Genomic DNA, 21,227 nt, shown 5'->3' with positions numbered 1-21,227 from the left:
GATGGATCTCCAAAAATTTGACGAGATAATTGATGCTGTGCAGCAATCAACTTGTGTACAGATTAATGATAAGCAAAAAGAAGCTTTTAAACAAAAATACGATTTTGAGCCAAGTTTCGAATATGGACGAGATGAGAAAGGGCATTATGTTATCCGAACTTCAAAAAAGATGTTAGAGGAAATGGAGTTTTATTTGGCATTGAAATATGATCGAGATGGAATTGCCCTTTATATGCATGCTGAGATTGAAGGGACATGTCACGTATCCGTTAGCTATAATGAAGATGCACTTCATTTGCAAGAATTGTTTCAATTTCTAGAAGAAAATAAATAAAAAGTCCTCATTTGAGGACTTTTTATTTATTTAGGCAGGCATAATATTTAAGTTGGATAATTTATAGGTTGGAAGCGCGGCGGCATCGTTCAATTGGGAATGGAATAACTTGTGCAATGTGATTAGGACCAAACTGTTTCGCGCGAGCATGGCGTACTATATAAAATGCGCACAGGATAGCAACAGGAATAGCACCGTACAAACCGAAAAATAAAGCGCTTACACAAGATGCAACAAAACCTAAAACACCAACTTCTAATTCTTCCATAATAGCTCCTAAAATGACAGGAATAGCTCCACATGAAACTCCTAGTATAAGTGCGATAAGTAAACTCATGATTATCCCCCTCTGCTTGCAATATTCTTTTCCTTATTATTAGTTGTAGTATATCATACACAAAACAGAATTTTCAGAAAAAAATCAAAAAAGTTCAATAAATGTTCAAAAAGTGTTCCGAAATGTACTTGATAAAGTGGAAGCGTGATTTGAGGTATTTGATTTGAACAAACGAAAGGGACAAATTATTTTAGTGAATAAAAAATCAGGCTTACTTCAATGTTATGAAATAAGCCTGTTCCATAGGAGGATGTATATATGTAGAGTGAATAAAAGATTGGAAAAGGGGTTCCAATCTTTTATTCAACTAGCTACCTTAATAAATTGGAACCCAACCTTCTGTTGTAACAAAAATACGAATAGCTACAACTTGGCGATCATCTTGTAAGGTAAAATAATGTCTTGCATTTTCAGGTACAGATATAAGATCACCAGGCTCAAGTTCAACGTCAAAGAATCGACCATCTTTTCCTTCAATAGCGAAGATGCCATGACCGCTGACAATAAAGCGAACTTCATCGTCGGTATGATGGTGTTCTTTTTGGAAATTAATTAATAATTCGTCAAGGTTAGGTGTGCTATTTGAAAGTGAAATTACATCGTGTGCTTTATAACCTCGGCGCGCTGAAACATCAGCAATTTCTTTTGAAAACACAGCTAATATTTCAGCCTTGTTTTCATCTGTTAACGAATAATTTTTATTTAAATGAGTAGGAAGCTTAAAAATGTTCCATTTCTCATATAAAACGCCTTCCTCTTGTAGAAATTTAGATACTTCCACTTCATTTTCGATACGAGTATTTCCTTCATGAATACGAATTTGCGCCATTAGAAACGCCTCCTTGAATTGATAATAGTTTTATATGAAATTGGAATAAAAACTCATAAGCTTCTAATCTTTTCTTTGCATCAAAGCTATCTCGGCCCCATACGGTAATACCATGGTTACGGATTAATACTGCTCCCGAATCTCCTTGTATATGCTTTCGGAAGTTTTCTCCAAGCGTTGGGATATGAGCATCGTTTTCGATAATAGGAATGTTAATTGTTGCACCTTCTTCCCAAATATCGAGAGCTTTAATAATTTCTTGATTTTGAAGGGTGACTGCATCACTATATAAATTTGTGATGACATTATTATCAGTTGTATGAACATGAAGTACACACCCGGCATTCGTATTGTTATAAATATGTGTATGCAATATTGTTTCTGCTGAAGGGCGTAATTCAGTCTCTAATACGGGAACCCCTAGATGATCTACTAATAGAAAATCATCAGGAGTAGTTTTTGTTTTATCTTTACCACTTGCTGTAATAAGAAAAGTGAGTGGCTCATGACTAACCTTTATAGAAATATTACCACTCGTTGCTGGAAACCAATTTCGTGTTGTTAATTCTTTTTTTATCTCGCTTAAGTCATACCATTGACGAAAAAGTTGTTTCATGATTTCACCTCCAACAAATGTTTTAATTCAGTTTGAACATCATGAAATGTTTCAAACGGTATATAAGCAATATGATTTTCTTCACACTTTGTAATAAGGAAGTCGCGGGCAAATACTTTATCTGCTTGTTTTGCAGCTTGTAAATCAGTAATTGAATCTCCAATCACAATATGGAAGTCATTCGTATCACTTAATTTACGGATTAAAGATGATTTGCATAATCCGCAATGATTTTGACAATGATGATCACAAGGATGAGGCCACTTAACTGTAATGAATTCACTTGAAAAGTCTGTTTCATTACAGTAAATTTGCTCTTTTGGAATGATTCCTTGTAAGAGTGGATAGACGAAGAAATCCATTCCACCTGATATAACGTAAAAAGAAATGTTATTTTCATTTACAAATTGTATAAATTCATGAAAACCACTACGGATTTCAGCAGTTTCTATTAAAAATTGAATCATATCATCGTGTAGACTAGTAGGTATTAATTGAAATAATTGAGAAACACCTTCTTGAATAGACAGCTCTTGTGATAAAATTCTATTCTTTACTTCTTCGGCTTCTGGTGGTGCGAATTTTTCCATAATGGACATAATGTTATCATTATTTGTAATCGTGCCATCGAAATCACAAAATACTTGAATACTCATAATTTCACCCCATGAGAGGGATTTCCCCATATTTGTAGTGCACTATGTAAATTTATGTCATCTACTTCATGAAGTGGTGTATTTTGCAAAGTAGCATCAATGGCAGTACGGAAAGCTTTACCGCCGCCCTGCGCCCCACTCGGATGTCCATGTATCCCACCGCCAGCATTAATAACAACATCTTTACCGAAATCTCGTAAAATAAAGGGAACGAAACCAGGGTGAATACCAGCAGACGGAACAGAAAAACTCTTCTTGAAAAATGGATCGTCTTGAGTTAAATATTTCGAGATAGCAAGAGCGTCCTCTTTTTCTAGTGCAACACTTCCATATGGAGATGGGAATAATGAAAAGTCAGCGCCAGCATAACGTAATAGTTTTCCGAGTAATAGTGGAGAGGAAACTCCATATAACTTGGATGCTGAGTAAGCACCACTTACAGCAGGGTGTGCCATAATAGGAACTGTGATTTCATTATCTTCTGCCAGTGATTGTAGTACATCTAGTCCGTAAGCAAATACGTTAAATAATAGAATATCAGCCCCGGCTTGCACTGCGCGTTTCGCATTTTCTTTTAAATCGAAAGTTCGACCTGTTAAATTTACGGCATATAACGTTTTATGTCCGTATGTTTCATATACGGATTGTAAAACTTCTTTCCCAGATTCAATTCTTTTTGTAAGTGGTGTTAATGAGTTTTCGAATAAAATTTCATCATCTTTTACAATATCTACACCACCAATTGCTTGATCGCGTAATTGCGTTTTTAAATACCCAATATTTCGTCCAATCATTCCTTTAAAAATACTCATTAAAAGAGGACGCTCATGCACTTGTAGTAGGTTTCGAATACCATCTATCCCGAACTTTGGACCAGGAAAATGCTTTTTTAGCTCGTCTGAAAAAGTTAAGTCGATTAATTTCACTTCGCCATCAAGTGATAGCTTTCCGAATGTAGTTGTTAAAATTGCTGGTAAGTCTGGACTGAAGTTTAATAACGGATATTCAATTTTAATAATCCCGCGTTTTACTTTTTTACGTAAATACGAATTGGTATGTTCTTGTTCAGCTAATTCCTCAACATGAATGACGTTGCCTTTATGCTGTTTTAATTGTTCTTGCAATAAGTGTGGCAAATGAGTCCAAGATCCAATTGTTAAACCGAGTGCAATTTGCTCAGCTTTTTTTTCTAAGTTATGTGAATCATCATGGATTAAATATGTCGCTATAATTCCGCTCATTGTTAAAACCTCCTAGTTAAATAAAAAAACCTCTCAGCTAAGGAGAGGTTTTTTTACAACCAGCTCCTTATCTGTCAGCATAATGCTGCGAGAATTAGCACCGTGTCTACAATTGTAGATCGGTTGCCGGGTTTCGTCGGGCTCGTCCCTCCACCTGCTCTTGATAAGAAGTATTTAGAAATGTTTAAATTTTTAAGATAACTGAATTTTGTCAGATATTTTTCATGTTGTCAATGACTTTTTGAAAAAATTTAATTTATCAATTCGATTAATGGCTTCTTGCAATCTATCTTCTGTATGTAAGAGGCCAACACGGACATACCCTTCGCCATGTTCACCAAATCCAACACCAGGGGCAACTGCAACGTGTGCTTTTTCTAGTAAAATATCAGAAAATTGCTCAGATGTATAACCTTCTGGTACAGGAAGCCATGCAAAGAATGATCCTGTTGGAATGTCTACATCCCAACCAATTGAGTGACAAGCTGAAATAAGAGCGTTTCTGCGAGATTCGTAACTATTTACAAGGTCTACGACGCAAGACTGTGAACTTAATAGTGCTTCACGGGCAGCATCTTGAACTGCACCAAAAATACTAACATACATATGATCTTGTAATAAGTTAATTGTTTCAATGACACTTGCATTTCCCACAGCAAAAGCAATACGCCATCCAGCCATATTGAAAGTTTTCGATAAAGTGTAAATTTCAATACCTGTATCTTTAGCGCCGTCTGCTTGCAAGAAACTAACAGGTTTTTGACCATCGAATCCAATCGCACCGTAAGCGAAATCATGAACGACTAATATATTATGTTCATTAGCAAAATGAATAGTTTCATCAAAGAAATCTTTTGATGCAGTAGCACCAGTAGGATTGTTTGGGTAATTTAAAAACATTAACTTTGCCCGCTCAGCGATAGTGTCATCAATTTTCGTATAATCCGGTAAAAAATTATTTTCTGCAAGTAGCGGCATTGTTTCAAATTGTGCTTTTGCTAAAGCAACTCCCGATAAATAATCTGGATATCCTGGATCTGGAACGAGAATGGTATCGCCAGGGTTTGTAAAACAAATTGGTAATTCTACTAATCCAGCCTTTCCGCCAAACAAAATAGCAACTTCTGTTTTTGGATTTAATTCTACGCCGTATTCACGTTTATAGAATGTTGCCACAGCTTCTTTTAAACTTTCATGTCCACGAAATGGCGGGTATTTATGATGAATGGCCTTTTCAGCAGCGTCTTGTAAAGCTTTTACGATATGCTGTGGTGTTGGTTGATCTGGATTACCTTGTCCTAGATTAATAACATCGTGACCTGCTGCAACGACTTTGTTAACTTTTGCAACAAGTGAAGCGAAAAATTGTGTTGGCAATGATGTTACTATCTCAGAAGGTTGAAATAATTTCATACTTTCCACCTCTTTTGAAAGTTGTTACAATTCTAGTGACAAATGATATAATCTTTCCAGTATTTTGTAAAGAAAAAAATTAAGAATGGGGCTGACAAAATGAAAGTCGCATGTATTCAAATGGATATTGTCTTTGGAGATGTAGAAAAAAATATTGAGAATGCTAAAAATAAAATAAGTGAAGCAATGAAAGAAAGACCCGATGTTATTGTCTTACCAGAACTGTGGACAACAGGATATGATTTAACTAGGCTTTCTGAAATTGCAGATAGGGATGGATTAGAAACGAAAGAAAAGCTGAAAGAGTGGTCGAAACAATATGGTGTACATATTGTCGGTGGTTCTATAGCGAAGCAAACAGATCAAGGTGTTACAAATACAATGTATGTTGTAACTAATAAAGGTCAGCTAGTCAATGAATATAGTAAAGTGCATTTATTTCAGCTCATGGATGAACATAAATATTTAATCGCTGGGAATAGTACAGGCGAATTTAAGTTAGATGATATAGAGTGCGCTGGTACAATTTGTTATGACATTCGTTTTCCGGAGTGGATGCGTGTTCATACTGCTAAAGGTGCAAAAGTTTTATTTGTTGTAGCAGAATGGCCATTAGTTCGTTTAGCACATTGGCGTTTGCTATTGCAAGCAAGAGCAGTTGAAAATCAATGTTATGTTGTTGCATGTAATAGGGCAGGAAAGGATCCGAATAATGAGTTTGCGGGTCATTCTTTAATTATCGATCCTTGGGGGGAAGTTGTTGTAGAAGCGAATGAAGAAGAATCAATTTTATTTGGAGAGCTTCATTTTGAGAAAATTAAAGAAGTACGCAAAGGAATTCCAGTTTTTGCAGATCGTCGTCCAGAATTATACAAATAAAATGTTGACAAGTGATTTTTATTCTTGGTATAGTCTTCAACATAAAGTTAAAAATTCAAAAAATTATACAACTCTTATCAAGAGCAGGTGGAGGGATTTGGCCCGATGAAGCCCAGCAACCGACCGTAATACCATTGTGAAATGGGGCGTTTATTTACGCCAAAAGGCACGGTGCTAATTCCAGCAGAAAGTAAAACTTTCTGGCAGATAAGAGGGGAGAAGATAAACTTCAAACCTCTTTCTTTGTGGAAAGGGGTTTTTCTATTTTAGAAAAACCTCTGAATAAAAAGGGGGAGAAGACGATGGGATATTATTCATTAACTGAAACGACAGCTATACAATATGCGAAAGAACACGGTTACTTTGAAAAGAAAGCAAATGTAGTTTGTCATGAAATTGGAGATGGAAATTTAAATTACGTGTTCAAATTAGAGGATGGAGAAAAGACGATTATATTAAAGCAAGCACTTCCATATGCAAAAGTAGTTGGTGAGAGCTGGCCATTGTCTATAAAAAGAGCGACGATTGAAAGTAAGGCATTACAAATTTTCGCGAAGTATGTACCGGAATACGTTCCAAAAGTATACAGTCATGATGAGGAGTTGGCAGTGACAGTAATAGAAGATTTATCAAGACTAACGATTACAAGAAAAGGATTAATAGATGGAGAAGAGTATCCTCTTTTATCCCAGCACATTGGTCGCTTTCTAGCACATGTTTTATTTTATACTTCAGATTTCGGTTTACAGTCAGAAGAGAAGAGGATACTAGAGGGTACATTTGTAAACCCAGACCTTAGCAAAATTACAGAAGATTTAGTGTTTACAGATCCGTTTAGTCATTATGATACGAATGATTATGAACCAGAGTTACAACTAGCGGTTGATGAGCTGTGGAGTGATAAAACTTTAAAATTAAAAGTAGCACAGTATAAGTATAAGTTTTTGACGAGAAAAGAGGCTCTCATACACGGAGATTTACATACTGGTAGTATATTTTCATCACCTTCTGAAACGAAAGTAATTGATCCAGAGTTTGCAACGTACGGTCCCTTTGGATTTGACATCGGTCAATTTATTGCAAATTTATTATTAAATGCTTTATCAAGAGAAGAAGAGCAGAGAAATGTACTATTTTTCCATATAGAGAAGACATGGAGTTATTTTGTAGAAGCTTTTACGAGGTTATGGATTGGAGAAGGTGTAGAAGCATATACGAAAGAAAAACAATGGTTACCAATTATTTTGCAAAATATCTTTACTGATGCTGTCGGATTTGCTGGATGTGAACTTATTCGTAGAACAATCGGCTTAGCTCATGTAGCAGATTTAGATGAAATAGCAAATAAAGAAAAAAGAATTCAAGCTAAGAAGCAAGCGTTATCCTTAGGCAAAGAACTAATAAAATATGAATCCAAGAACGCTGATATTCAACTGTTCCGAACACTATTCCAACAGACAGTTTCTGGAGGGGTAAAAGTATGAGTACAATTGTTACTATTCCGAGGTCTGTCAGTTGGAAAGGGGATGCTATTGCAGTATTAAATCAAACAAAGTTGCCGCATAGCACAGAATACAAAACATTAACGACGATTGAAGAGGTATGGAAAAGTATTGTCATGCTAGAAGTACGAGGAGCGCCTGCAATTGGAATTGTAGCTGCATTTGGTTTGGCGCTTGCATCCAAAAAATATAACACTGTACATATTGAAGAATTTCAAAAGAAGTTTAATAGAGATTGTAATTATTTAGGTACGTCACGCCCGACAGCAGTCAATTTATTTTGGGCAATCGATCGTATGAGAGAATCGATTCGAGAAACTATTACAATAAAAGAAGCGCAAAAAAAATTAGAAGAAGAAGCGCTTCTCATTCAGCAAGAAGATGAAGCGGTATGCCGGAGTATTGGAGAACATGCATTAATATGTTTTAAAGACGGTGATAACATTTTAACAATTTGTAACGCTGGAAGTATTGCAACTGCTAGATATGGTACTGCATTAGCACCGTTTTATATTGGGAAAGAAAAAGGTGTAAGTTTACATGCATATGCGTGTGAAACGAGACCGGTTTTACAAGGTGGGCGTTTAACAACCTGGGAATTAAAACAGGCAAATATTGATGTAACACTTATTACAGATAATACGGCAGCGCATGCTATTCAAAAGAAAGAAATAAATGCGATTATAGTAGGAGCGGACCGAATTGTAGCAAATGGAGATACAGCAAATAAAATTGGAACAATGAATTTAGCTATATTAGCAAAGTATTTCGATATCCCGTTCTACGTTGCAGCTCCGCTATCGACATTTGATATTACGAAACAAACAGGTGCTGAAATTATTATTGAAGAAAGAGATGAAACAGAAGTTACGAAAATTTTTGGGAAACAAGTGGCACCAATTGGAACTGATGTTTATAACCCTGCATTTGACGTAACACCGAATGAATTAATTACAGGTATTATTACCGAGAAAGGTATTATACGAGGAGATTATAAACAGGAAATTGCATCATTATTTAAAAAAACAAGCTAATACATAATAGCTTGTTTTTTTATGCCTAAATGTCTTCTTTTCTCTTATTTATATAATGAAAGGAGGAGAGAAAGATGGAAGAGTGGATCAGGATGGTAGGTAATGTAGGCTTTCCAATTGTTGTAACACTATATTTACTCCATCGTATTGAAAGTAAATTAGAGGGGGTAATTGTTGCAATTGAGAAACTCCCTAAACAATTACTAAAGTAAAAAGATCCTCGGGATAAAAAATAAAGTTTGCTCTTCGTGAGCAAACTTTATTTTTTATTCCACATTAACGGGCAGTAAAACCCCCACTGATTAAAGTTTCACTTTATTGAGCAGTATAACCACCATCGATAACGACAGCTTGACCAGTTATACCTTTCGCTTTTTCACTCGCCAAAAACATAGCATAATCCGCAATTTCTTGTACTTGCAACAAGCGCTTTTGTGGTACGAGAGGATAAATAACATCTTCTAAAACATTTTCAAGTGGTACATTTCGCGTAGTTGCTAAGTCTTGTAGTTGATTTCGTACAAGAGGGGTATCAACATATCCAGGACAAAGGGCATTTACAGTAATTCCATGAGTTGCTCCCTCTAAAGCAGCCACTTTTGTTAATCCAATTACACCATGTTTCGCACTATTATAAGCAGCTTTTCCAGCAAATCCGACAAGGCCATTAATGGAAGCGACATTAATAATCCGACCATACTTTTGTTTTTTCATAATCGGAAAGGTATGCTTAATTGCGATGAAAGGAGCGATTTGCATAATTTTGATTAGCAGCTCGAACTTTTCAGTTGGAAAATCTTCAATCGGTGAAACATGTTGCATTCCTGCGTTGTTAATTAATATATCTAATGAACCGAAGTGAGTAACTGTTTGTGAAATTGCTGCTGCAATCTCTTCTTCGGATGTAACGTCACATTTTAAACCGATAGCTTGATAGCCTTCTTTTTGTAATTGTTTAGCTGCTTCTTTCGCCCGCTCTTCAAGACGATCGGTAATGACAACTTTTGCACCTTCTTTTGCAAAAGCGTTTCCCATTTCATAACCAATCCCACTTGCAGCACCTGTTAAAAAGACAACCTGATTTGTAACCATGATGAAAAACATCCCTTCGTAATAAAGTTCTCATATTGCTCTATTTAGAGAGTGGATAATAAAAATCCTGCAAAGATTTGGAAAAATATTGTTAGCTATCTTGTTTTGCAAAATAGTCTTTGCTATACTATTTTGTAAAGCAAGATACTTACGCTTATCTATCTTGTAAAACAAGATAGTGGGAGGATTTGAGTTATGTCGACAAGTCAAATGCTGAAAGGGATTTTAGAAGGGTGCTTACTTGCTATTATTTCTGAAGGTGAAATATACGGTTATGAAATGAGTGAAAGGCTAGCGAAGTATGGCTTTACAATGGCAAGTGAGGGAAGTATTTATCCGTTATTAATACGAATGCAAAAGGAAGGATTAATAACGAGTATAATGAAGGAATCTCCATCTGGCCCTAAACGGAAGTATTACACGTTAACAGAAAAGGGAGCAGATGAACTAGATGAATTTATGGGGCGCTGGGAAGCGATGCAGAGTAGTGTAGAACGTCTACTTGAAGGGAAGGGAAGAAGAAAATAATGCTATCAAGTGAAGCACGAAATTTTTTATTGGATATGAGATTATTTTTGACAGCAAAGAGTGTGAAAGAAAGCGATATTGAAAGCTTTATCGAAGACGCAGAACTTCATTTAATAGAAGGTGAGACTGATGGGAAAAGTGTAGAAGAAATTTTCGGAAGCTCACCGAAAGAATATGCAAATGAACTTGTAAAAGTGATGGAAAGAGATAGACAGGAAACGTGGAAGCAAATTGGTTTTACAGTAATGAATATCGTTTCGTTTTGGATTATTGCTTCTATCCTAATAGTGAATAACGGATTATTACAGATGTCACTTATTCAGTGCGTTGGGTATAGTTTTTCATTGATTTTAGTTGTTATGGGTCCTAATTTTTTACTTCGTAAAATGACCTTCGTAACAAGTTTTACAAAAACATGGTTTGCTATGTGGTCTTTAGTCATGATTGTACCAATGTTTCTAATAGGGGCTGTAACGATATTAGATGTGATATATCCTACCAAAATGTTTACATTCACTGGGGTGCAAAGTTATATATTAGCTGGAGGTATATTTGTCATCACAGTAGCGATAAATATATATTTTGATGGATGGTTTAAAAACTTATATTTAATTATTCCTCTTTCTATTATGTTAGTGTTTAAAACATTTACATCGGAAGACCTCGTGCCAATGTTATTTCAAATTATATGTTTATATGGAAGTTTGTTTATTTTAATTTTCCTTGAAATTATGATGAAGATGAATAGAAGGGAAGCTGTTTAATAAGGGAGGGGTTATAATGAAGGTTTCTAAAGAAGGAGAAAAGTTTTTAATTGATACGAAAGTGTATTTAATAACGAAGGGAATTAAAGAAGAAGATGTGGACGCTTTTTTAGAAGATGCAGAACTTCATTTAATAGAAGGTGAGAAAAAGGGAAAGACGGTGAGCGATATATTTGGTGATTCGCCAAAAGAGTATGCGGAAGAATTGGCGAAAGAGATGGAGAAGGATAAAAGCGGGAGTATAAAGAGTATTCTTGCGATGATAATTGGTATTGGTGGGTATTGGATATTAACTCATATCTTATTTAATAATCCGAATCAGCAATTTACACTAACGAATATGCAGTTAATTGGATATCCTATCGTCTTAATCATTACGATTATTGGAACAATTGTTGCATTTAGAATGTCTTCTTTTAAAAATAAGTTTGTAGAGTTCGGGATTATTTACGTAATAGTAATGGTTCCCATCTTATTATTAGTATTATTGATGTTTATTGATAAATGGTACGGTACACCTATTTTGCAATTGTCGACAATACAAACATATATATTAGCAGCAAGTATCTTTTTATTACTTTTCATTGGAGAAGTGTATGTTCTTGGTTGGATGGGTGTTCTGGTGCTAATTGTTCCTTTAGCGATTATGTTTATATTTAAAGACTTAGAAGAAAGAAATGTACTTTGGGGCATTGCAAAGATATTACTTATGTATGGAAGTATATATGGATTAATGAGATGGTCTTTAAAAATTGAAGAGAGAAAAAGTGTAAACGAGTAGTTCAAAAAAGTGGCTGCTCTGGATATGCAAAAAATTATTTCCAAAGAAATACTATATTTTGATTTTAAGAGAGATTACGCTTAGATGTATAGTGTATCCTTTGCAGCCGGGATTTGGTTTGTTGATTGGAATAAGTTGTTTTAAACAGTAACACGACAGTTACTGTTTTTTTCTTTGTAATAAAGAACTTTGTAAGGAGAGTTCCTTTTGTTCGTTCGTTAATAAGGAATGAATATGGACGTTTTCTGGGCGGGGAACTATAGGATACATAAGGTTTGATGGGGAAGGATGGTGCTCCGAGCCAGTTGGGGAATGAGGATCTGCATGAGTAAGTTTTCCGTGAATCCGTCTTGTAAATAAAATATGACCAATTTCGTGAGCGAGGGTGTATATATTTTTCATTGGAGCAGCTGAGTTTGTTAAAACGATGTAACCAGTAAGTTGTTGTTGTTTTGCTAAAGAGTAGGCGCAGGCAATTACTGCTGTTTCTTTGAAATAATCACTGCCAATATAACAAATATAAAGATCACATTCGGGAGCTTCATTTACACACGTTTGGAAAAAGGATGCTAATTTTTCCTGACTTTGAATGGAACTTTTATAACTAATCTCACGGTCAGAAAAACGGAAAAGCTCATTTAACACAATTACTTCTTGAATTTGAAATGTAATGGGATGCCAAATTGATTCTGCAACTGCTAAATCTTTTGCGATGCGGTCGTCAGAAATATTAGCGCCTGGAGTAATGCAAATACATATATTGACGTATGGATCCATAAGGGACACCTCAAATGAAAAAATTCTTCCTATAATATATGTGGGGAAAAGATGCTATGTATGGATAAATGCCTTGTTTATTACATGAAAATATAGACTACAAGTCGAAAAAATTTCATAGTTCTATAACGTAGTGTGGTCATCTTTTTGATATAGTAAAGGAAAGGGGGAGAATATATGTATACATTAAAAATCGTTTCAGACAGAGAAGCTCTTTATCAATTTGCGAGTTATGTAAGAGTCGTACAAGGGGTTGAAGATGTATTTGTAGAGGTGGGAGAACCTTTATATGAACATCCATTAATGAAATTTTATGTACATATTACAATTGAAGAAACATATGATCAACATAAAGCGCTACAAGAAATAGCGAGATTAGTAGAATTAGGGCGTTTTACATACGTCCATTATCGCAATGAGGAAATTGAAGAAGCTTTTGAAGCTGTAAAGTACGAAAGCTTTAAGAAATAAAGTGAAACTTTAATCAGTGGGGTGGTTCTTCATCCCCCGCTGATTATCAGCCCTCACTAATGGGGCTTTTGCGGGTAGTTTATTCCCCACCTAACTTCTTTATTTTCGCTGAATTTTGAGGTAGGGGGCTTACCGCCCGCAAATAGCAGGATAACGGTGAAGAAAGGAAGCGAAAGCTTCCTTTTTTGTTGAAAATTACATCAACATAAGGTAGAGAATTTTGTTATGATAAGGAAGGGTGAGGAAAGGAGAGTTTACATATTGGGGTATATTGAAGAGTTACGCAAAGTAGTTGGTACGAGACCACTTATTTTAGTAGGGTCAGCAATTATTATATTAAATGATAATCAAGAAGTATTGCTTCAATATCGTTCAGATACATATGATTGGGGTGTGCCTGGCGGGGCAATGGAATTGGGAGAAACGACAGAAGAAACTGCTCGTAGAGAATTATTCGAGGAGACGGGGCTAAGTGCAAAAATAATGCAATTTCTTGGGGTTCTTTCGGGAAAAGAAGTGTACTTCCAATATCCAAATGGAGATGAAATTTTTAATGTCATTCATCTGTATCAGGGTCATCATGTGAGTGGGGAAGTTAAGCTTGATCATGAAGGATTACAGCTTCAATATTTTCCGGTAGATAAGTTACCGAATTTGAATAAAACAACGGAGAAGATTTTACAAAAATTCCTATACGCATTAACAGAATAGAAGGTTAATTCCTTCTATTTTTATTATATTAAATATTTTGATTTTTTAGTATGTTTATAGTATGATAGTTGTAGATATACATCTTATGGAATTTCACCTAAAAACTGACTAGGGTACATAAGAGAGGGGCAAGTACAAAATGCATAATGTTGTTATTACAGCTGCAGTTCGTTCACCAATTGGAACTTTTGGGGGAGCGCTAAAAAATGTAACGCCAGTAGAATTAGCTGTTCCTGTACTTCAGGAAGCTGTAAAACGAGGCGGGGTAGAACCACATGAAGTTGATGAAGTAATTTTAGGTCATTGTATTCAAAGAACTGATGAAGCAAATACGGCGAGAACGGCTGCATTAGCGGCAGGATTTCCTGACACAGTTACGGGGTATACAATCCAACGCCAATGTTCTTCAGGTATGCAAGCAATTATGTCAGCTGCAATGCAAATTCAATTAGGTGTGAGTGATGTTGTTATTGCAGGTGGAGTAGAAGCGATGAGTTCGAGCCCTTATGCATTGAAACAGCACCGCTGGGGACAACGTCTACAGCACGGAGAAATTCGTGACACGGTGTGGGAAGTGCTAGAAGATCCGATTCATCATATTATGATGGGTGAAACAGCGGAAAATTTAGTTGAACAATATGAAATTACAAGAGAGGAACAAGATGAAGTTGCGCTTCGCAGTCATACATTGGCACTGCAAGCAATCGAGTCTGGATACTTTGACGATCAAATTGTTCCTATTACGATAAAAGAACGTAGAAAAGAAGTTGTATTTTCGAAAGATGAACATCCACGTGCAGATATTACAGCGGAAAAATTAGCAGGATTAAAACCAGCTTTCCGTAAAGATGGATCGGTAACGGCAGGAAATGCATCTGGTCTTAATGACGGAAGTGCGGTTTTAGTATTAATGAGTGAGGAAAAAGCGAAAGAAAAAGGGCTACAACCGTTAGCTCGAATTGTTGGATATTCAGTAGCGGGTGTAGATCCGAAAATTATGGGTATTGGACCAGCGCCAGCAATTCGCAAAGGCTTAGAAAAAGTAGATTGGTCATTAGAAGATGCAGATTTACTTGAAATTAATGAAGCTTTCGCTGCACAATACCTAGCTGTAGAGAAAGAGTTAGGATTAGACCGTGAGAAAGTGAATGTAAACGGTAGTGGTGTAGGACTTGGACATCCAATCGGTTGTACAGGAGCTCGTATTACGGTAAGTTTAATTCATGAATTAAAAAGACGTGGATTAGAGAAAGGTATTGCCTCGCTATGTGTTGGAGGCGGCATTGGAGTAGCTTTATTTATAGAAGCATTATAAAAAAGAGGCAGCGATTGCTGCCTCTTTTTTATGACTTAAATAAATGATGAAATAATCGATCGCGATTTTCAAAGAAAAGTTTCGTCGTTTGGTAATGCTCCGTTTCTTCTAAAGATGATTCGTGAATCCCCTCTTGTGTTAAAGAGTATATAGTAGATTCAGGATAAGCCATTAATATAGGGGAATGCGTGGCAATAACAAATTGTGAACCTTGTTCAGCTAGTTCGTGCATTCGAATGAGCATTGAAAGTTGTCTCATCGGGGATAAAGCTGCCTCAGGCTCATCTAAAATGTATAAACCTTGTCCTGAAAAACGATTCATAAATAATGAGAAGAATGATTCGCCGTGTGATTGTTCGTGAAGTGAAACGCCGCCGTAAGATTTTATAGCATCTATTTCATCGATATAAGAAGCAACGTTATAAAATGATTCAGCGCGAAGAAAGAAACCGTCGTTTGGTGTATTGAAACTTTTGGAAATTCGAAGATATTCATGTAAAGACGAATGTGAATCATTTGTGCTAAAGCGGAAATTTTTTGTTCCACCTTCTGCATTAAAACCTAAAGCAACTGCAATTGCTTCGAGTAATGTTGATTTACCTGTCCCGTTTTCTCCAGTAATGAAGGTTACATTTGGGTGGAAAGCTAGTGATTGTAATGATCGGATAGCGGGTAGACAGTAAGGATAGGCAGAAAAACTAGGGATATTTTCTTTTTTTAATGTGACATTTTTTAAAAAGGGTACGTCAATCAATATATAAACCTCAATTCATAACGGATTTTGATTCTGAAAAAGCAGTGAATACAAGTGTAAGACAGCTTGTTAATAAAGCCAACTACGGTATATACTTTATAATTTTTAAATGCTTCCATCGAAAAAATCCTATGTATGCACTTATTAAAGGTATTGGAATAATAAGGAGAAAGACAAATGTTAACGACATATGAACCCCTCTTTATTTTCTGAATATTTCATGTGGATTATATCATTTAAACTATCATATTCCAATGTGAAAATAAATATTGCATGGAGATTATTCATGTCGTTATGATAGTATGTATTCTATTGAAATTATGAAAAGGAGTTAAAACATGCCGTTTACATTTGCGCATCCAGCAGCTGTTCTCCCTTTTGCTAAGAAAAAATCTAGTTACATTTCAGTAACGGCTCTTATATTAGGTAGTATGGCACCTGATTTTGAATATTTTTTACATTTTAGGCCATACGGTATTATTGGCCATACATGGGCTGGTTTCTTATATTTGAATTTACCACTCATTTTTTTATTAGCATATGTATATCATTGTATTTTAAAAGGACCATTTATAACATATTTACCTAAGCCTTTTGCTAGTTACTATAAATATGTAGTAGATGAGAAGTGGGGGCTTTATACTTGGAAAGATTTTTTTGTATTTTGCTATTCTGCTTTATTCGGTATGGCGACGCATGTCGTTTGGGATGCTTTTACTCATAAGACTGGCTATTTTGTTATGAAAATGCCGCTGTTACAGCAAGAAGTATATAGTATACCGATTTATAAGTTTTTACAGCATGGGAGTACATGTTTTGGTCTACTATTACTAATATATGTACTATGGAAATATAGAAGAATGGATAGAGATACTAGTTTAACTTCGGAAAAAAGGAAATACTGGTCTTTATCTATTGGTTTGGCAGCCATTATATTTATCGTTCATGCGTTCATAGATCCCTATTTTCATATTTTCCAAATAGGGGGTATAATAGTATCTGGACTGACAAGTTCGTTTTGTGGACTTCTCATTGTTTCTATAGTTTACAAAGCAAGGGACTAATTTACCCCGCTATTTGTGGGCAGTAAGACTCCCACCTCAAAATTCGGTTGGAGCGCAGAAGTTAGGCGGGAGATTAACTGCCCGTAAAAGCCGGATTGGTTCAACTAATAATCAGTGGGGGATGGACAAAACCCCCACTGATTAAAGTTTCACTTTATATTAATGAATGATAGTGTTAGGAGAAATTAAATGATGAAAGCATGGAAAAGTATTTTTGTTTTATGTAGTTTTCTTCTTATGTTAAGTGGTTGCTTCCATCAAGAAGAAAAGAAGGCAGAACCTAAAAAGAAAGAATCTATTCCAGAAACAAAAGAGTATGGTGGGCGTGAGCTTAAAAAAGTAGGACAAAAAGTGAAAGAAAAAGGATGGGGGACATTTGAATTAGAACAGATTCATTCTGTGAATCAAACATTTGAAGTAGCCCCAATGAAAATTCATGTACAAGACGTTAAAGTTATCTCATTATCACAAATGAGCAAAGATGCAAAAAATACATTGAAAGTGTATACGGCATTAACTCCTGAAGAAGTAAAGCGTAGATTGGGAGATAAAGTGAGTCAAGAAGATGCTGAATTATATGCATCGTTAAGTGGAACAGAGATTAGCGATACGATTCGGTATGTTGAAATTACATATAAGGTAGAAAATAGTGGAGATAAGAACATGCAATTCTTCTCTATGAATGATGTTATTATTAATGATAAACAACATTTTAATGTAGCGACTCAAAACTTTTTATATGAAGAAGACACACTGGTGGGGACAAAGAGTGTATCAAGGGAAGATTATAAGCCTGGTGAGACACGAGCCGGAATTATCGGTTTAATACTTGATGATGGAAAAGAGAAGGTAAAGGATATTAAGTTTACAACAGATGATTTAGCGGTAGGAGATACTCATGAAGCTGTTAAAGAGCCACAAACTTTCAATATCTCACTTTCCAAGTAAGGTGTGTATTTAAACAAAAACAGTCAGCATAAAAATTATGCTGACTGTTTTTTTAGCTCTTTCACATATGAATCTACACTTTGAAAAGGTACTGTAATTTTAAATGCATCTTTTTGTTCGTTAAATTGTTTTTCATTATAAGGACCGAATCGTTTATTATGCTTTACATCGATAATCCAATAATGTTCACTTTTTTTATTTGTAATTGCTGCATCAGGATTATTTGGATCTGATTTTTCCTCAATTTGTTTTGTGATAATGTATTTATCGTCCCAAGCAATTTCTGTGATTTTTGCAGGAATGTATTGTGTAGCATATACAGCATCTTGCGATGGGAAAAGTTCAAATGCATCTCCAGAAGTATGTATGAGTTCATATTCGTCGTTAATTGTATAGGTTAAATGGTTTGTATTGCCTGTACAACCTGTTAATAAGAGTGCGGCAAATAGGATTATCCATCTTTTCAATATGGGAACCTCCTTTATAGTGCTGTTGTAACACATTGTACAAGAAAAGTAAGAGAAACGCTAGTTTACAATGTTTTTTAGAAGTGGTACGATGAAACGGGTAAAGAAGGATATGAAGGAGTCGACATAGAATGAAGTTAAAGATGCATCGTCCAGCGCTTGTAATGAATCGCATAGGTGCTTCCCTTATTGACATGTTTTTAATCTCGGTTATGTACGGTGCGATAGTAGCTGTTATCACCGGAAACTATAGTGCTATTTTCAATCGTTTTAATATAAGTTTTGGTGACTATAGATATGACCTTACGGTAGCTTTTATACTAATGGCTATATATTTTATTTTGTTACCCTTTATTTGGAACGGTTCTACAGTAGGTAAAAAGGTAACAAGAACAAAAATAATTTCATTAACAAGTGAAAAACTAACGTTACAAACATTAATAATACGATTTTTTGTATTGTTATTACCAAGCATATTGTTACTTGGAATTCCATTAATATGTAACGTATATATGATGTTATTCCGCAAAGATAATTGTGGTTTCCATGATTTAATTGCAAAAACGAAAGTGATGAGTCTAGTATAAGAAACATTCAGATTATACGTTATAATAGTGGAATAAGACTTTTTATTGTTTGCATATAAAAAGTCTTATTTTTTTTTAGAAATTTGATAAATGTAATTTATATAGGCTGGATATCTCCTATATAGTACTCGCCATGTTATTGAAGATGTTTAAAGAAGCGGTGGCTAATTCAAACATCCTATTTTCTGTTTGAATAGATTGAAAATTAAGTTAATGATATAATGAATATAAATAATATTGTTATATAACAAAGGGGGATTTGGAATGACCGGAGGTAGCTTAATATTTTGGGGGATTCTTATTTTTATCGGTTTAACCTTTGATCAATATAATAGTAAGAAAAAAGAAACAAAAAAGTAATCGCTTACAAGTTATGAGGTTAACTTTTCCTGCTTGCGGACTAATCTAATAAAGGAGTATACTGAATGACGGTAAGACATATAGAAGGGGTAATGAAAATGAAGCTTGCAGGAAAAGTTGCTATCGTAACTGGCGGTGGCATCGGTATTGGACGTAATACAGCTCTTTTGTTGGCTAAACAAGGCGCAAAAGTAATTGTGACGGACATTGATCAAGAAAGTGGACAAGCAACAGTGGAAGAAATTATGAATCTAGGCGGAGAGGCGCTTTTTGTATCCTATGATATGGGAAAACAAGGAGATTGGCAACGTGTTATCAGTTTTACTATGGAGGCATACAGTCGTGTTGATATGCTTTTTCAAAATGCTGGTCTATATAAAATAGATTCTATTTTTTCCCGCCGACAAGAGAACGATTCCAATGTACTTTGTATTAATGACGTTTGGATAGAGATAAAACAATTAACGTCATCTTTTATGAAACAGCAAGAAGAAGTGGTGCTCAGTGATTTACCGGTTTTTGGTGTTATTAGCACGAGAGGACAATCATTTCATACAATAGAAGCCCTAGCATAATAATGGAAAACCGCCCTCAGCATATATGTGGACGGTTTTTTTGTATGTTCTATAATAGAACTTTATTTTTTAACGAATACGTTGTTCGGTTTGACTGTCAAAGAAATGCGCTTTATTTAAATCAAATGCAAGTTTAATTTGATCTCCAGGTGAAAAAGCATGTCTTGCATCAACACGTGCTGCAAAATCTTGATTTCCAAGTTTCATATATAAGATAGATTCAGCCCCTAACAACTCTGCAACTTCAATTTTTGTTGTGAAAGTAGTAGATTGCGAAGCTTCTAAAAATAATAGTTCATCATGAATATCTTCTGGACGAATACCTAAAACAATTTCTTTATTTACATAGCCTTGTTCGCGTAATAATTTCATTTTTCCTTCAGATACTTTGATTTTTAATGAATTGTCTATAACGAAATCGGTTTCAGTTAATTTTCCGCGGAAGAAATTCATCGCGGGTGAACCGATAAAACCACCAACGAAAATATTTTCAGGTGTTTCATATACTTCTTTTGGAGTTCCAATTTGTTGGATTTTTCCATCTTTCATAACAACAAGACGTGAAGCCATTGTCATTGCTTCAGTTTGATCATGTGTTACATAAATTGTCGTTGTGCCAAGGCGGTGGTGTAATTTAGAAATTTCGGATCTCATTGCAACACGTAGTTTTGCATCTAAGTTTGACAATGGTTCATCCATTAAGAAAACTTTTGCGTCTCGAACAATTGCTCTGCCTAATGCAACACGTTGTCGTTGTCCACCTGATAACGCTTTTGGTTTTCTAGTTAAATATTGTTCAAGCCCTAAAATTTTTGCTGCGTCGTTAACGCGACGATCGATTTCATCTTTCGGTATTTTTCGAAGTTTTAATCCGAATGCCATATTATCATAAACACTCATATGCGGATAAAGAGCATAGTTTTGGAAGACCATTGCGATATCTCGATCTTTTGGAGGAACATCGTTCATTAGCTTACCATCAATTGAAAATTCTCCTTTTGAAATATCTTCAAGGCCAGCTACCATTCGTAATGTGGTAGATTTTCCGCACCCAGAAGGACCAACGAATACGATAAATTCTTTATCTTGAATGTGTAAGTTAAAATCTGTTACGGCTGTTACGTTATTATCATATATTTTATAAATATTTTCTAATTTAAGTTCTGCCATGATATTTCCCCCTAGAAATTTA

At 35.3% G+C, this 21,227-nt stretch carries 27 protein-coding genes, 1 pseudogene and 2 riboswitches; of the genes and pseudogenes, 17 read left to right on the top strand and 11 right to left on the bottom strand.

The features are described from left to right. The first annotated feature begins 1 nt into the window (after position 1). Positions 2 to 334 carry a DUF3909 family protein gene (locus LUS72_RS20030; protein WP_097830823.1) on the top strand — a complete coding sequence of 111 codons (333 nt, stop codon included), beginning with the start codon at positions 2 to 4 and terminating at the stop codon, positions 332 to 334. 61 nt (positions 335 to 395) lie between these two features. On the opposite strand, the gene LUS72_RS20025 is transcribed toward LUS72_RS20030, so the two are convergent. The 6 genes from LUS72_RS20025 to LUS72_RS20000 all read right to left on the bottom strand — a co-directional run bounded on the left by LUS72_RS20025 (position 396) and on the right by LUS72_RS20000 (position 5,426). Continuing rightward, complete coding sequence (locus LUS72_RS20025; protein WP_097830824.1) at positions 396 to 671, bottom strand: hypothetical protein; 276 nt, start codon at positions 669 to 671, stop codon at positions 396 to 398. Between the two features lie 316 nt (positions 672 to 987). Continuing rightward, complete coding sequence (locus LUS72_RS20020) at positions 988 to 1,500, bottom strand: 1,2-dihydroxy-3-keto-5-methylthiopentene dioxygenase (protein WP_097830825.1); 513 nt, start codon at positions 1,498 to 1,500, stop codon at positions 988 to 990. Further along, positions 1,478 to 2,116 carry a methylthioribulose 1-phosphate dehydratase gene (locus LUS72_RS20015; RefSeq protein ID WP_097830826.1) on the bottom strand — a complete coding sequence of 213 codons (639 nt, stop codon included), beginning with the start codon at positions 2,114 to 2,116 and terminating at the stop codon, positions 1,478 to 1,480. The genes LUS72_RS20020 and LUS72_RS20015 overlap by 23 nt, the downstream gene beginning before the upstream one ends. Continuing rightward, positions 2,113 to 2,772: a 2-hydroxy-3-keto-5-methylthiopentenyl-1-phosphate phosphatase gene (mtnX, locus tag LUS72_RS20010; protein ID WP_097830827.1), complete on the bottom strand. Its 660-nt coding sequence runs from the start codon at positions 2,770 to 2,772 to the stop codon at positions 2,113 to 2,115. The genes LUS72_RS20015 and mtnX overlap by 4 nt, the downstream gene beginning before the upstream one ends. Beyond that, a complete protein-coding gene (gene mtnW / locus LUS72_RS20005; RefSeq protein WP_097830828.1) occupies positions 2,769 to 4,013 on the bottom strand; it encodes a 2,3-diketo-5-methylthiopentyl-1-phosphate enolase in 1,245 nt (414 codons plus the stop codon). The genes mtnX and mtnW overlap by 4 nt, the downstream gene beginning before the upstream one ends. A 64-nt stretch (positions 4,014 to 4,077) precedes the next feature. Continuing rightward, positions 4,078 to 4,183: riboswitch (SAM riboswitch) on the bottom strand. A 52-nt stretch (positions 4,184 to 4,235) separates the two neighbouring features. Continuing rightward, positions 4,236 to 5,426 carry a pyridoxal phosphate-dependent aminotransferase gene (locus tag LUS72_RS20000; RefSeq protein ID WP_097830829.1) on the bottom strand — a complete coding sequence of 397 codons (1,191 nt, stop codon included), beginning with the start codon at positions 5,424 to 5,426 and terminating at the stop codon, positions 4,236 to 4,238. Positions 5,427 to 5,525: 99 nt separating this feature from the next. On the opposite strand from LUS72_RS20000, the gene LUS72_RS19995 reads away from it, so the two are divergent. From LUS72_RS19995 to LUS72_RS19980, 4 genes are all read left to right on the top strand, one after another. Then, on the top strand, positions 5,526 to 6,305 hold the full coding sequence (locus LUS72_RS19995) for a carbon-nitrogen family hydrolase (RefSeq protein ID WP_097830830.1): 780 nt from the start codon (positions 5,526 to 5,528) through the stop codon (positions 6,303 to 6,305). A gap of 71 nt (positions 6,306 to 6,376) precedes the next feature. Further along, positions 6,377 to 6,519, top strand: a riboswitch (SAM riboswitch). Positions 6,520 to 6,607: 88 nt separating this feature from the next. Continuing rightward, positions 6,608 to 7,789: an S-methyl-5-thioribose kinase gene (gene mtnK / locus LUS72_RS19990; RefSeq protein ID WP_097830831.1), complete on the top strand. Its 1,182-nt coding sequence runs from the start codon at positions 6,608 to 6,610 to the stop codon at positions 7,787 to 7,789. Next, positions 7,786 to 8,841, top strand: coding sequence for an S-methyl-5-thioribose-1-phosphate isomerase (gene mtnA, locus LUS72_RS19985; RefSeq protein WP_097830832.1), 1,056 nt, complete (start codon positions 7,786 to 7,788; stop codon positions 8,839 to 8,841). Before mtnK ends, mtnA begins: the two co-directional genes overlap by 4 nt. A gap of 74 nt (positions 8,842 to 8,915) precedes the next feature. Further along, positions 8,916 to 9,053 (top strand): YvrJ family protein, encoded by a 138-nt coding sequence (locus LUS72_RS19980; RefSeq protein WP_097830833.1) that lies wholly within the window; start codon positions 8,916 to 8,918, stop codon positions 9,051 to 9,053. 103 nt (positions 9,054 to 9,156) lie between these two features. On the opposite strand, the gene LUS72_RS19975 is transcribed toward LUS72_RS19980, so the two are convergent. After that, positions 9,157 to 9,933, bottom strand: a complete 777-nt coding sequence (locus LUS72_RS19975) for a 3-hydroxybutyrate dehydrogenase (RefSeq protein ID WP_097830834.1) — start codon at positions 9,931 to 9,933, stop codon at positions 9,157 to 9,159. 195 nt (positions 9,934 to 10,128) lie between these two features. Here LUS72_RS19975 and LUS72_RS19970 point away from each other — a divergent pair, with 195 nt between their 5' ends. From LUS72_RS19970 to LUS72_RS27335, 4 genes and pseudogenes are all read left to right on the top strand, one after another. Then, positions 10,129 to 10,461: a PadR family transcriptional regulator gene (locus tag LUS72_RS19970; RefSeq protein ID WP_097830835.1), complete on the top strand. Its 333-nt coding sequence runs from the start codon at positions 10,129 to 10,131 to the stop codon at positions 10,459 to 10,461. Continuing rightward, positions 10,461 to 11,225 (top strand): DUF1129 domain-containing protein, encoded by a 765-nt coding sequence (locus LUS72_RS19965; protein WP_097830836.1) that lies wholly within the window; start codon positions 10,461 to 10,463, stop codon positions 11,223 to 11,225. The genes LUS72_RS19970 and LUS72_RS19965 overlap by 1 nt, the downstream gene beginning before the upstream one ends. Before the next feature lie 16 nt (positions 11,226 to 11,241). Continuing rightward, positions 11,242 to 12,006, top strand: coding sequence for a DUF1129 domain-containing protein (locus LUS72_RS19960; protein ID WP_097830837.1), 765 nt, complete (start codon positions 11,242 to 11,244; stop codon positions 12,004 to 12,006). 7 nt (positions 12,007 to 12,013) lie between these two features. After that, positions 12,014 to 12,150, top strand: a pseudogene (locus LUS72_RS27335) (DNA-binding protein); the annotation flags it as partial. Positions 12,151 to 12,165: 15 nt separating this feature from the next. On the opposite strand, the gene LUS72_RS19955 reads toward LUS72_RS27335, so the two are convergent. Then, the gene (locus tag LUS72_RS19955) at positions 12,166 to 12,783 is read right to left on the bottom strand and encodes an ImmA/IrrE family metallo-endopeptidase (protein WP_000371627.1); all 618 of its coding nucleotides are present in this window, start codon (positions 12,781 to 12,783) and stop codon (positions 12,166 to 12,168) included. Between the two features lie 177 nt (positions 12,784 to 12,960). On the opposite strand from LUS72_RS19955, the gene LUS72_RS19950 reads away from it, so the two are divergent. The 3 genes from LUS72_RS19950 (at position 12,961) to LUS72_RS19940 (ending at position 15,280) form a co-directional block, all read left to right on the top strand. Further along, on the top strand, positions 12,961 to 13,254 hold the full coding sequence (locus LUS72_RS19950; RefSeq protein ID WP_097830838.1) for a DUF3928 family protein: 294 nt from the start codon (positions 12,961 to 12,963) through the stop codon (positions 13,252 to 13,254). Positions 13,255 to 13,515: 261 nt separating this feature from the next. Then, complete coding sequence (locus LUS72_RS19945) at positions 13,516 to 13,965, top strand: NUDIX hydrolase (RefSeq protein WP_141533248.1); 450 nt, start codon at positions 13,516 to 13,518, stop codon at positions 13,963 to 13,965. Positions 13,966 to 14,104: 139 nt separating this feature from the next. Then, positions 14,105 to 15,280: an acetyl-CoA C-acetyltransferase gene (locus LUS72_RS19940; RefSeq protein WP_097830840.1), complete on the top strand. Its 1,176-nt coding sequence runs from the start codon at positions 14,105 to 14,107 to the stop codon at positions 15,278 to 15,280. Between the two features lie 28 nt (positions 15,281 to 15,308). On the opposite strand, the gene LUS72_RS19935 is transcribed toward LUS72_RS19940, so the two are convergent. Further along, positions 15,309 to 16,034, bottom strand: coding sequence for an AAA family ATPase (locus tag LUS72_RS19935; RefSeq protein ID WP_097830841.1), 726 nt, complete (start codon positions 16,032 to 16,034; stop codon positions 15,309 to 15,311). Positions 16,035 to 16,372: 338 nt separating this feature from the next. On the opposite strand from LUS72_RS19935, the gene LUS72_RS19930 reads away from it, so the two are divergent. Together LUS72_RS19930 and LUS72_RS19925 are read left to right on the top strand one after the other, a co-directional pair. Then, the gene (locus tag LUS72_RS19930; protein WP_097830842.1) at positions 16,373 to 17,098 is read left to right on the top strand and encodes a DUF4184 family protein; all 726 of its coding nucleotides are present in this window, start codon (positions 16,373 to 16,375) and stop codon (positions 17,096 to 17,098) included. Between the two features lie 189 nt (positions 17,099 to 17,287). Continuing rightward, the gene (locus LUS72_RS19925; RefSeq protein ID WP_097830843.1) at positions 17,288 to 18,046 is read left to right on the top strand and encodes a hypothetical protein; all 759 of its coding nucleotides are present in this window, start codon (positions 17,288 to 17,290) and stop codon (positions 18,044 to 18,046) included. A 35-nt stretch (positions 18,047 to 18,081) separates the two neighbouring features. Here LUS72_RS19925 and LUS72_RS19920 read toward each other — a convergent pair whose 3' ends face one another. Further along, positions 18,082 to 18,513, bottom strand: a complete 432-nt coding sequence (locus LUS72_RS19920) for a DUF3997 domain-containing protein (RefSeq protein WP_002033805.1) — start codon at positions 18,511 to 18,513, stop codon at positions 18,082 to 18,084. 131 nt (positions 18,514 to 18,644) lie between these two features. Between LUS72_RS19920 and LUS72_RS19915 the strand changes: the two genes are divergently transcribed. The 3 genes from LUS72_RS19915 to LUS72_RS19905 all read left to right on the top strand — a co-directional run bounded on the left by LUS72_RS19915 (position 18,645) and on the right by LUS72_RS19905 (position 20,035). Then, positions 18,645 to 19,100 carry an RDD family protein gene (locus tag LUS72_RS19915; protein ID WP_097830844.1) on the top strand — a complete coding sequence of 152 codons (456 nt, stop codon included), beginning with the start codon at positions 18,645 to 18,647 and terminating at the stop codon, positions 19,098 to 19,100. A 264-nt stretch (positions 19,101 to 19,364) separates the two neighbouring features. Continuing rightward, positions 19,365 to 19,460 carry a hypothetical protein gene (locus tag LUS72_RS19910; protein ID WP_000145641.1) on the top strand — a complete coding sequence of 32 codons (96 nt, stop codon included), beginning with the start codon at positions 19,365 to 19,367 and terminating at the stop codon, positions 19,458 to 19,460. A gap of 65 nt (positions 19,461 to 19,525) precedes the next feature. Further along, positions 19,526 to 20,035 (top strand): SDR family NAD(P)-dependent oxidoreductase, encoded by a 510-nt coding sequence (locus tag LUS72_RS19905; RefSeq protein ID WP_097830845.1) that lies wholly within the window; start codon positions 19,526 to 19,528, stop codon positions 20,033 to 20,035. A gap of 69 nt (positions 20,036 to 20,104) precedes the next feature. On the opposite strand, the gene LUS72_RS19900 is transcribed toward LUS72_RS19905, so the two are convergent. Continuing rightward, positions 20,105 to 21,205: an ABC transporter ATP-binding protein gene (locus tag LUS72_RS19900; RefSeq protein ID WP_097830846.1), complete on the bottom strand. Its 1,101-nt coding sequence runs from the start codon at positions 21,203 to 21,205 to the stop codon at positions 20,105 to 20,107. Between the last annotated feature and the right edge of the window lie 22 nt (positions 21,206 to 21,227).

This window comes from Bacillus cereus (genome assembly GCF_025917685.1).
GTDB lineage: Bacteria > Bacillota > Bacilli > Bacillales > Bacillaceae_G > Bacillus_A > Bacillus_A cereus_AT.
The sequence above is the reverse complement of the archived record's forward strand: the minus strand, read 5'-3'. Positions and strand labels throughout refer to the sequence as shown.